This is a genomic window from Pseudomonas sp. NBRC 111143 (assembly GCF_001320965.1).
Classification (GTDB): domain Bacteria; phylum Pseudomonadota; class Gammaproteobacteria; order Pseudomonadales; family Pseudomonadaceae; genus Aquipseudomonas; species Aquipseudomonas machongensis.
In genome coordinates, this window is record NZ_BCBT01000118.1 from 1 (window position 1) to 1,112 (window position 1,112).

Sequence of the window (1,112 nt, forward strand, 5' to 3'; positions counted from 1 at the left end):
AGGCGGTTGCAGGAGCTGAGTGCAACACGGTTATTGAATTGAAGCCGGAGCATCATGCCGCATTGCCATGGCATTTTGCATGACCTCTCCCATCACCTCGATGGGGCATTTGAAGTCGAAGCGCTTGCGCGGTCGCATGTTCAGTTGCAGCGCAATGGCGTCCAGCTCCTCCTGGCTATGTACCGACAGGTCTGTGCCCTTGGGCAAGTACTGGCGAATCAGGCCGTTGATGTTTTCGTTGCTGCCGCGCTGCCAGGGGCTGTGCGGGTCGCAGAAGTAGATCGCCACGCCGGTTCTTTGGGTGATCTCGGCGTGTCGCGCCATCTCCCGGCCCTGGTCGTAAGTCATGCTCTTGCGCATCTCCAGCGGCATGCTATTGAGCGCGGCGCTGAAGCCTTCCAGCGCCGAAGTCGCCGTCGCGTCGTTCATCTTCACCAACATCAGGTAGCCACTGGTGCGTTCCACCAGCGTACCGACGGACGAGGCGTTGGCCTTACCCTTGATGAGGTCGCCTTCCCAATGCCCCGGCATCAGCCTGTCTTCAATCTCCGGCGGGCGCACATGAATACTGACCATCTCGGGGATCTGGCCGCGCCGATCCACGCCACCAGAGCGCGGCCGGCGCGTCGTCTTGCCTTGGCGCAGACAGATGATCAGCTCCTTACGCAGCTCACCCACTGGCAGGGCATAGATCGCGTTGTAGATCGTCTCGCGACAGACGTAGGCATCTCGCAGGTTGGGTATGTTCATGCTGCGCAGCTTGCCGGCAATCTGCTCGGGAGACAAACGCTCACGCAGCATATGGGTCACCAGTTCGAAGCGCTCGCTACCCGGCAACAGTTTTCGCATCGGTCGACAAACCTGGCGGCGGGCCTGCATTTGCTGCTGGGCCAGGCGGGCCGAGTAGCCACCGCAAGCACCTCGGTTACGGCGCAGCTCACGGCTGATGGTCGAAGGGGATCGGTTGATCAAGCAGGCAATCCTGCGCAGGCTGAAGCCTTGGGTACGACCGATTTGAATGGTGGCGCGCTCTTCAACGCTGAGTTCGGTATAAGACATAGGGGCAGCACCGTACCGGAAAGGTCAGGTGTTGCACTCAGTTTTTGCCGCCG

Annotated in this window: 1 protein-coding gene; it reads right to left on the reverse strand. The window is 60.5% G+C overall.

Features of this window, described 5'->3' with window-relative positions:
* Nucleotides 1–30: 30 nt before the first annotated feature.
* Nucleotides 31–1,059 (reverse strand): IS30-like element ISPsp7 family transposase, encoded by a 1,029-nt coding sequence (locus tag APH44_RS28815; RefSeq protein WP_033959121.1) that lies wholly within the window; start codon nt 1,057–1,059, stop codon nt 31–33.
* Nucleotides 1,060–1,112 lie beyond the last annotated feature (53 nt).

Bases quoted from the DNA above. Each gene is read 5' to 3' on its own strand.
- APH44_RS28815 (WP_033959121.1), bottom strand. From the start codon at position 1,059: ATGTCTTATACCGAACTCAGCGTTGAAGAGCGCGCCACCATTCAAATC.